General features: G+C 69.6%; 4 protein-coding genes. 1 reads left to right on the forward strand and 3 read right to left on the reverse strand.

The window, feature by feature from the left end:
* Window positions 1-194 precede the first annotated feature (194 nt).
* On the reverse strand, window positions 195-2,585 hold the full coding sequence (locus tag ACOJSN_RS07350) for a glycosyl hydrolase family 95 catalytic domain-containing protein (RefSeq protein ID WP_420111853.1): 2,391 nt from the start codon (window positions 2,583-2,585) through the stop codon (window positions 195-197).
* The gene (locus ACOJSN_RS07355) at window positions 2,582-4,795 is read right to left on the reverse strand and encodes a hypothetical protein (protein WP_420111854.1); all 2,214 of its coding nucleotides are present in this window, start codon (window positions 4,793-4,795) and stop codon (window positions 2,582-2,584) included. Before ACOJSN_RS07355 ends, ACOJSN_RS07350 begins: the two co-directional genes overlap by 4 nt.
* A gap of 80 nt (window positions 4,796-4,875) precedes the next feature.
* Here ACOJSN_RS07355 and ACOJSN_RS07360 point away from each other — a divergent pair, with 80 nt between their 5' ends.
* Window positions 4,876-5,823: a sugar-binding transcriptional regulator gene (locus ACOJSN_RS07360; protein ID WP_420111855.1), complete on the forward strand. Its 948-nt coding sequence runs from the start codon at window positions 4,876-4,878 to the stop codon at window positions 5,821-5,823.
* Between the two features lie 29 nt (window positions 5,824-5,852).
* Here ACOJSN_RS07360 and ACOJSN_RS07365 read toward each other — a convergent pair whose 3' ends face one another.
* On the reverse strand, window positions 5,853-8,648 hold the full coding sequence (locus tag ACOJSN_RS07365; RefSeq protein WP_420111856.1) for a family 78 glycoside hydrolase catalytic domain: 2,796 nt from the start codon (window positions 8,646-8,648) through the stop codon (window positions 5,853-5,855).
* Between the last annotated feature and the right edge of the window lie 146 nt (window positions 8,649-8,794).

Consider the following 8,794-nt stretch of genomic DNA (forward strand, 5'->3'; position numbering starts at 1 on the left):
GTGGCCGGCATGACCAGCGGCGCCGTCAAGGGCTGACCCGACCAGCCGCCGTCGAGCTCGCAATCGCCGCCCGGCCGCGAATTCGTACCTACGGCGTGACTTCGTACGCCCGACGATACGAAGTCGCGTGTTGGGTACGAAGTCGCGCGGGTTGGGCGGGCGGTCGGTCCACAGCGAGGGGCCGACGGCGGACGTCAGGTCTCGCGGTCGATCTTCAGCTCGTGTTCCTCGCCTCGGGCGAGGGTGAGGTCGAGCGTGTGGTCGCGGTAGCGGACGCGGGTCCTGGTGCCGGTGATCGACCGGATCCGCGCGGAGCTCAGAGCGCCGGCGCGCCACGCCAGATCCACCTCGAAGCCGCCGCGGGCGCGCAGCCCCCGGACCTCGCCCTGGCTCCAGAGCCCCGGAAGCGCGGGGAGGAGGTCGATCTCGGAAGTGCCATCGGTGTCATCGAGATGGCTCTGCAGCAGCATCTCGTTGATGGCGGCGGTCTGCCCGAGGTTGCCGTCGACCTGGAACATCGGATCGTTCGGCGCATGGCCGATGAACTTCGAGCCGAGGTTCGGCTGCACCGCCTTCTGCAGGTGCAGATCGAGGATCGTGAGCGCCATGTCGCCATCGCCGAGCCGCGCGTAGCTGCAGGCTTGGAAGGCACCTTCCCAGCTGCCGAGGCATGGACCCTGGAGTGGATCCGGCTTCTCCTCCCACCATCGCTCGGTGTCGAAGATGCGGCGCAACCCGGCGGCCAGCTCCGGCGACCGGCGCGGGTGAAGCTGTGCACTGCACACCGCGCCCCAGCTCGAGAGCACCTCCGCCTTCATCTGCCGACCCCAGTCCTCGAGGTACTCCTGCAGCTGCCCTGTGGTCGGGCTGATCTGCATCGGTGCCAGGCGCGGGAGCGCCGCTTCGATCTCGGCACGGAGGTCGGCATCCTCGTCCAGCAGCAGCGAGCCGCGGATGGCATGCGTGAAGACCTCGCGCACCATCTGCGTGGTGGGCGTGGTGCCGTAGGCCAGCGAGCCGGTACGGCCCTCGGCGTCGACCCAGATGTTCTCGAAGTTGATGTCCGGTGCCGTCACGAGCCACCCGTGCCTCGGCTCCTCGACCAGCATGTCGAGGTGGAACGCTGCAGCGCCGCGGATCGCGGGCCACGCCCGGCGCAGCTCGGCGAGATCGTTCGAGAACGCGTAGTGCTCCCACAGGTGCTGCGAGAGCCAGGCATTGCTCGCCACGAAGTTCGACCACTGCGGGTTGTTCCCGACCGGCGCCGCGTAGCGCCACACGTCGGTGCCCTGGTGCGACACCCAGCCCCGGGCGCCGTAGTGATCCGCCGCAACCCTCGCACCGCTCACGCTGAGCTCGCGCGTCAGCTCCAGCAGCGGCTCATGACACTCAGCCAGGTTCGCCGCCTCAGCCGGCCAGTAGTTGATCTGCGCGTTGCAGTTGATCGTCCAGTTCGAGCCCCAGGCGGGGTTGAGGGTGACGTTCCAGATGCCCTGCAGGTTCGCCGGCTGACTCCCTGGCCGTGAGGTGGAGATGAGCATGTAGCGGCCGAACTGGTAGTACAGCGCCGCCAGGCCAGGGTCGGTGCCGCTGCCGGCCACATACCGCCGCAGGCGCTCGTCGGTGGGCAGCGCCGAGGCGAGCGGGTCGTTCCCGAGGTCGAGCGACACGCGCCGGAACAGCTGCTGATGGTCCGCCACGTGCGCTTCTCGGAGTCTGCCGACGTCCTGGTGGGCGACGGCGCGCAGATCGTCCCTGCACAGCGCGGTCTCGTCCAGGCCATCGCGGCTGGGGCTGGCGTCGGGGCCGTTGTAGCTGGTCCTCGCGACCACCATCAGCGTCACGGCATCGCACCCGTTCGCGACAACCGTGCCGTCACCGTCGACACGGATGCTGCCGCCTTCGTGGCTCACGGCCAGCTGCGCCTCCCACCGCATGCCGGCGGGATCCTTTCCATCGTCGTAGATCGGTTCGCGCAGCGTTCCGCTGTACCCGAACCCCTGCACAGGTGCCCGACCGAACAGACGCGACACACCGCCGTCGGCGGTCCGCTCGTGACGGAGCTGGCTCGCCAGCGACGCACTGAACGAAACCGACCCAGGACGATCGGCGCCCATCCGCACCACCAGGCACCGACCGGGGTGCGAGACGAAGACCTCGCGCTGATGCCGGGCGCCGCCGTGCTCGAAGGTCACGCGCGCGGTCGCGGTGTCCAGGTCGAGATCACGCCGGTACCCGGTCACGGCGGCAGGGTCGAACGGGAAGTCGAGCACCAGGTCACCGAGCGGCATGTACATGCCCGTGCCGCCGAGCCCACCGAGCGCGTCCGCCGCGAGCTCCTGCGCCTGGGCGTAGTCACCAGCCAGCAGCCGCCGGCGCACCTCGGGCAGTGCCGGCAGCGCCGCCGGATTGGGCCGGTAGCTCTGCTCACCGGTCCACAGCGTGTCCTCGTTGAGGTTGATGGTCTCGTGGTCGATGCCGCCCCACACGCACGCGCCGAGCCGGCCGTTGCCGAGCAACAGCGACTCCTGCCACCGGTCCGCAGGGCGCGTGTACCAGAGCGTCAGGTCTCGGGCTTCACTCATCCGAAGAAGCTCCACCGCTCGCCGCCCTCGGTCAGCCGCTGCGCCTGCTCGGCCGACCGGATCACGTGCACGAGGTACTGCGTGGTCGGGCGGTCGCCGAGGGGGATCTCCCAGCCGATCTCGAGCCGACGCCCGTGCACCGGCTCACCGATGGGACGGTCGGCGCCGTCGAGCGCGACCACCTGGATATCGACCGGACCCTCAAGATCCTTCAGCACCAGCCAGCCGGTCACCGGCTCGATCAACGTGGGTCCCTCACCCCAGGTGTCCCAGAGCGTGTGCCGCTCGTTCCACTGCGTGCCGGTGTTCTCGATGCGTGAGCACGCTGTCAGCAGCAGCGTCTCGCTCCGGGCGATCGGTCGGGAGTCCAGCGAGCTGAGCGTGATAGCGCAGAACTCGTTGGAGACATCGGCGGCCAGGTGACGCGTCGCGATGCCGTTGGCCTTCACGAAGCCAACCAGCGCCTGCGTGCGGTCGGTGTCGATCGCCACGAGGCCACCATGCTCGGACGAGGCATGCCAGGCGAGCTCACCGGTGTCACTGCGATACGGACCGGGCTGCTCCGGCGGGTACTCGGCCGTGGGTTCGCCGCCCAGCGACTCGATCCGCAGCCCGTGCCGTAGTGCAGTGGAGGTGGCGAAACCCGGCGTGAAGTACGGACGTTCGGACTCCGGCAGCCGCATCGTCTCGAGAACCTGCTCACGGGAGTACGAGCGTGTGGCCACCTCCCGCGCCGGCTGCACATCGGCGCGCGAGAAGATCAGCGCACCCGCTGCCATCTGGATCATCTTGACCGGGTCGAGCGTGATGTCGAAGTTGTCTGCCACGTACCGCTGGTGGTTGCCGAGCGCCTTGGGCTCGAACGTGTAGAAGAAGATCCCGTCCCAGTCCTGGAACGCGGCGTAGGACGCCAGGATCGGGATCATCTCGGCGGCGTACTCGTTGGGGCTGGGGTGGTTGACCTCGCTGACCGTGAAGGGCTTGCCCGCGATCGGGGAGCGGCTCAGCTTGACGATCGTGGAACTGAGCGGGTCGTTGACCATCGGAGTATTGCGGGCGCCCCAGATCGCCGGGTGCTGCCAGTAGACGTGTCCGTCGACCACGTCGAGCTGAGCCGGGCCCTGCAGGATCGGTTGGTTCGGGATCCAATAGGTGTGATCCGCGCAGCCCACGATGAGCGACTCGACGCCGAGCTCGTCCACCAAGTAGTCCTTCATCCCCACGAAGAAGTCGCGCTCCACGGCGCCGTAGAACTGACCCTCGGCGTGGAACTGTGCGGCGGGCGCGTCAGCGAACTGTTCCCGGCGTAGCCGCGGGACCGGATCGCCCGCCGCCACCCCGGCGAGCGTGCGCAGCTCCGCCAGCTGATCGGTCGTGCGGTTCTCCGCGAGCCAGCGCTGGTACATCTCGTCGAGCCGCTCCGCGTAGAACGGCGTGAGGTCCAGCTGGATGTCCGGTCGATCGTCCCCCCGCTCGCCGCGTAGCCAGTTGCGCATCCAGAACTCGTACAGCGAGTTCTCGTTGACGATCTCCACGATCGCGACGGCGGGCTCGTGTCGGTACTCCGTGCCGGTGTAGGGGTTGTGGTGAGTCAGCAGGTCCCGCGCGTAGTCGCGCTGCAGCTCGATCAGGCGCTCACCGATGAACGTCATGCCCTTCCAGATCCGCACCGCATCCCAGTCGGGGACGTCGTCGCCGGCCTTGTACGTACGGCCGACGTTGAGGTTGAGGTTCGTGTAGATGCCGCGCGCCTTCAGCTCGGCCACGAAGAAGTCGAGCCGATCCAGCTGTTCGGGGTCGAACGCCTGCGTGTGATCGTGGTGCCGGTCGATGAGCCCGGCCGGTCGTGCGCGTGGAGAACTCGGAGGAACGCTCACCTCGGGGTCGCGCGTGGGCATGTCGAGAAAGTGGAACCTCACGCAGTTGATGCCGAAACGCGCGAGCGCATCCGCCCAGATCGGGGCCTCGTCCTTCGGCGGCAGCAGCGTGGAGCCCTCGGTCCAGCCGGTCAGGTTCACACCCCAGATGCGCAGCCGTTCGCCGTCGGGCTTGACGAGGTGGCCGTCTCGAACGCGGACGAAGCCGTCACGACCGGCGGGCCGATCGAGCATCAGGGACAGGTCTGCAGGCGAGGGAACTCGCTGATGATGGTCGACGACGTAGGGAACCAGGGGGATCCTGCCGACGGTGGCAGGAGCGGGATCGCTCATGCTCGCTCAGCGTAGGAGAATCGGCTGGTATAACGTTTCTCCGTCCTTATGGTGAGAATGCGGGCCGTTACCCTCGGTCCATGCCCGAAGATCGGTTGTCGATGCTCGTCAAGGTCGCGCGGATGTACCACGAGCAGGGGCTGCGTCAGCCGGAGATCGCGGAGCGGCTCCACGTGTCGCAGTCGCGCGTCTCGCGGTTGCTCAAAGAGGCGGTGACGCGGGGGATCGTGCGCACGGTGGTGGTGGCGCCCCCGGGATCGTTCGCCGATCTCGAGGAGGAGGTGCGCAGCACCCTCGGGCTGACGGACGTGGTTGTCGCCGGCTCCTCCACCTCCGACGACACGACCTCGCTGGCGGCGATCGGTGCCGCCGGTGCCGCTTACCTCGAGAGCACCCTGATGCCCACCGAGCGCGTGGGGCTGTCCTCGTGGTCGGCCTCGCTGCTCGCGGTGGTCGAGGCGATGGCACCGCGACCCAGCCGCGGCGCCGAGAAGGTCGTGCAGATCCTCGGCGGCGTCGGCGCCGCGTCCGTGCAGGTCAAGGCCACCAGGCTCACCGACAGGCTCGCGCAGGTGACGGGCGGCGAGGCGATGTACTTCCCGGCCCCGGGCGTGGTCGCGACCGAGCAGGTCCGTGACGCGTTGCTGGCCGACCCCTACGTGGCCGATGTGGTGGCCGCCTGGACCGACCTCAGCGTGGTACTGGTCGGCATCGGGAGCGTGCAGCCCTCGCCCCTGCTGGTCTCTTCCGGCAACGCCCTGCCGCAGCAGGATCTCGACGCTCTCGGCGCACTCGGCGCGGTTGGCGACGTGTGCCTGAACTTCTTCGACGCCGAGGGTGCGCTGGTGGACAGCGACCTGCACCGGCGGGTGCTGGGCATCGACGCAGCCACCCTGCGCGCGGTCCCGCGCAAGATCGGAGTGGCGGGCGGCGAGCGGAAGGTCGAGGCGATCCGGGCCGCGGCGCGCGGCGGTTGGATCGATGTCCTCGTGACCGACTCGAACACCGCCCGCTCACTCATCGCCTGAGCGGGCCCGAGCCCAGCAGTGCCGACGCCTCAGCGCAGGGTCGCCAGCGCCCGGTTCAGCTCCTCGACCAGCGCGTTCGAGGCGTAGCGCACGCTCTCACGCAGAGTTGCTCGCTCGCTCCACCTGGTTCGGTGGAAGGCCTCGAGGTTCGACGGCGTGACTCGCCCGATCGTCTCGGCTACCAGTGCGTAGGCCTCCGGGTCGTCGATGATCGCCGCTGAGGGCGAGTCCACCGTGAGGGGGCGCCGCGCTGTGGGGGCCTCGGGAGCGGCGATCACCCAGGTGTGCGCACCCGAGCCCACCTCGGTGGCGGGGACCCCGGGGAGGTCGACCTGCGCCGTGGTGTTCGGCGGTACCTCCGCGCGCACGGTGACCGTGTCGCCGTCGAGCTCCCACCCCACGCGCGCATGCCCGTACGGCGTGTCGAGCGTGGTGGCGGCGGACTCGATCCCCACGAGCGGTCGGGTGCCGATCCGGAGCGTCCGGTAGCCCGGCTCGGCGGGCGCCAGGCCGGCCATCACGCGGTGCATCCAGTCCGCCACGGCGCCGAGCGCATAGTGGTTGAAGGAGGTCATCTGGCCCGGGTTGATGGTCCCGTCCGGCAACATCGAGTCCCAGCGCTCCCAGATCGTGGTCGCGCCCATCGTCACGGGGTACAGCCACGAGGGGTTCTCGGTCTGGGTGAGCAGTCGGGTGGCAGCCTCGAGATGGCCGGTCGCTGTCAGTGCGTCGCACACGATCGGCGTGCCTACGAACCCGGTCCCGATCCGGTAGCCGTCCTCGCGCACGAGGTCGGCCAGCCGGTCGCCGAGCCGTTGCCGCTGATCCGTGTCGGTGACCAGGTCGAACGCGATCGCCATCGCGTACGCGGTCTGGCCGTCCGACATCATCCGGCCGGCCGGCGTGACGTACTCCGCGCACCATGCCTCGCGTGCCTGCTCCGCGGCCGCGCGGAAGCGCGTCGTGTCGGCAGGCTCGCCCAGCACCTCGGCCGCATCCGCGAGGATCCGCGCCGACAGTGCGAGGTACGCGCCCGCGACCACGTCCACCGAGGTCGTCGCGTCGGCCGGGCGGTCCGGGGGTGCCGCAGGGTCGAGCCAGTCGCCGAACTGGAACGCGCCCTCCCAGAGCCCGGTGCCGTCGGAGATCTCGAGCAGGGTCTCGACCCAGCTCCGCATCGAGGGGTAGGCCTCGCGCAGCACGCCGAGGTCCCCGTACCGCTGGTAGAGGGTCCACGGCACGATCGTGGCGGCGTCGCTCCACGCTGCCGCGGGTGTGACCCGACCGCTGAGCTGGAGCACGTTCGGGACCACGAACGGCACCACGCCGTCAGCAGCCGACTGTTCCAGCGCCAGGTCGCGTAGCCACCCGGTGAGGAAGCCCCGCACGTCGTACAACGAGGCGGCGGTGGGTCCGAACACCTCGATGTCGCCGGTCCAGCCGAGTCGCTCGTCGCGCTGCGGGCAGTCGGTGGGCACTGCGAGGAAGTTGCCGCGCATGCCCCACACCACGTTGTCGTGCAGCTGCTGGAGGAGCGTGTGGCTGGTGGTGAAGGTGCCGGTGCGGTCCATGTCGTTGTGCAGCACCACGGCCACGACGTCGGTCGGGTCGATCTCGCCCGGCCATCCGTCGATCTGCGCGTACCGGAACCCGTGGAACGTGAACCGTGGCTCCCAGGTCTCCTCGCCGGTCCCCGCGAGGGTCCAGGTGTCGGTGGCCGCCGCGGACCGCAGCGGGCGCGTGCCCAGCTCGCCGTGCTCGAGCACCTCGGCGTGCTTGAGCGTGATCGTGGCCCCGGCCTCACCACGTGCGGTCAGCCGCAACCGGCCGACCAGGTTCTGCCCGAAGTCGAGCACCGTGGCACCCGATGGCGTGGTGATCACCTCGACCGCCGCCACGTCCTCGGTCCGCCGCACCGGCGGACCGACGCGCGCCTCCGGCTCGCGGAAAGCCCCGTCGGAGCGTTCGACGGCGGTCCACGCCGAGTCGTCGAAGTCCGGTTGGTCCCAGCCGGCCAGGGCGGCGGCCTCGCGGCCGTCGTAGGACTCACCTTGGTAGAGACTGCTGGCCTGCGTGGGGCTGGCGTGCGCACGCCACTGCTCGTCGGTGGTGATCACCGTGGTGCGGCCGTCGGCGTGCACGAGGTTCAGCTGCAGTGCGAGGGCAGGCTGACCGCCGTAGATCTCGGCGGCGTTCTCCCGGAAGCCCCAGCGCTCGGTGTACCAGCCGCCGCCGAGCTCGGCGGCGATCGCGTTGGTGCCCGCGCGGACGAGGTCGGTCACATCGACGGTCTCGTGAACCAGCCGCTGCTGGTAAGCCGACCAACCAGGCGAGAGGACGTCCTCGTCGATCAGGGTGCCGTTGATCCGGATCTCGGCGACACCGAGCGCGGTCCAGTAGAGGGTGGCGGAGGTGATGTCGTCGGAGTCGAAGGTGGTGCGCAGCAGTGCGGGGCGGGCACGCTCGTGAGGGTCGGCCAGTGTGACGGGTGCGGCCGACCAGTCGCCCGCAGCCAGGAAACCGGCGCGGATCTCGAGCGGTTCGCTCCAGTCGGTCTCGCGGCCGTCGGAGGCGCCCGCACGCACCTGCACCGCCACCGATGCGCCTGGAGTCAGCGGCGGGAACGGCCAGTCGACGAGCACACTGTCCCGGCCTTCCACGCGGGCGCTCGTCTCGCCGGAGCGGATTTCGGCCCATGCCTGGAGCCAGCCACCGTCGGGATCGGCCACGGTCCATGTCAGACGTGGTGTCGGCGTGGCGACGAACGGCGAATCGGTCCGGAGCTCGGCAGCAAGCGTGTCGATGGTCGCGGGCACAGCTGGCATAGCAGGCACTGTCTCTTCCTCGAGGTCGTGGGTGTTTAACGATTCAACACCATGGCGTCGGCGATGTCGAGCGCTGGGTCGAAAGGATTCGTCCGCGCTGGGTCGCCCAGGGACTCAGGGTGCGGTCACCGTGTGATCCGCAGCGG

Origin of the sequence: Pseudactinotalea sp. (assembly GCF_048594945.1) — a bacterium.
Lineage (GTDB): Bacteria > Actinomycetota > Actinomycetes > Actinomycetales > Beutenbergiaceae > Pseudactinotalea.

Bases quoted from the DNA above. Each gene is read 5' to 3' on its own strand.
- ACOJSN_RS07355 (WP_420111854.1), bottom strand. From the start codon at position 4,795: ATGAGCGATCCCGCTCCTGCCACCGTCGGCAGGATCCCCCTGGTTCCC.
- ACOJSN_RS07360 (WP_420111855.1), top strand. From the start codon at position 4,876: ATGCCCGAAGATCGGTTGTCGATGCTCGTCAAGGTCGCGCGGATGTAC.
- ACOJSN_RS07350 (WP_420111853.1), bottom strand. From the start codon at position 2,585: ATGAGTGAAGCCCGAGACCTGACGCTCTGGTACACGCGCCCTGCGGAC.
- ACOJSN_RS07365 (WP_420111856.1), bottom strand. From the start codon at position 8,648: ATGCCAGCTGTGCCCGCGACCATCGACACGCTTGCTGCCGAGCTCCGG.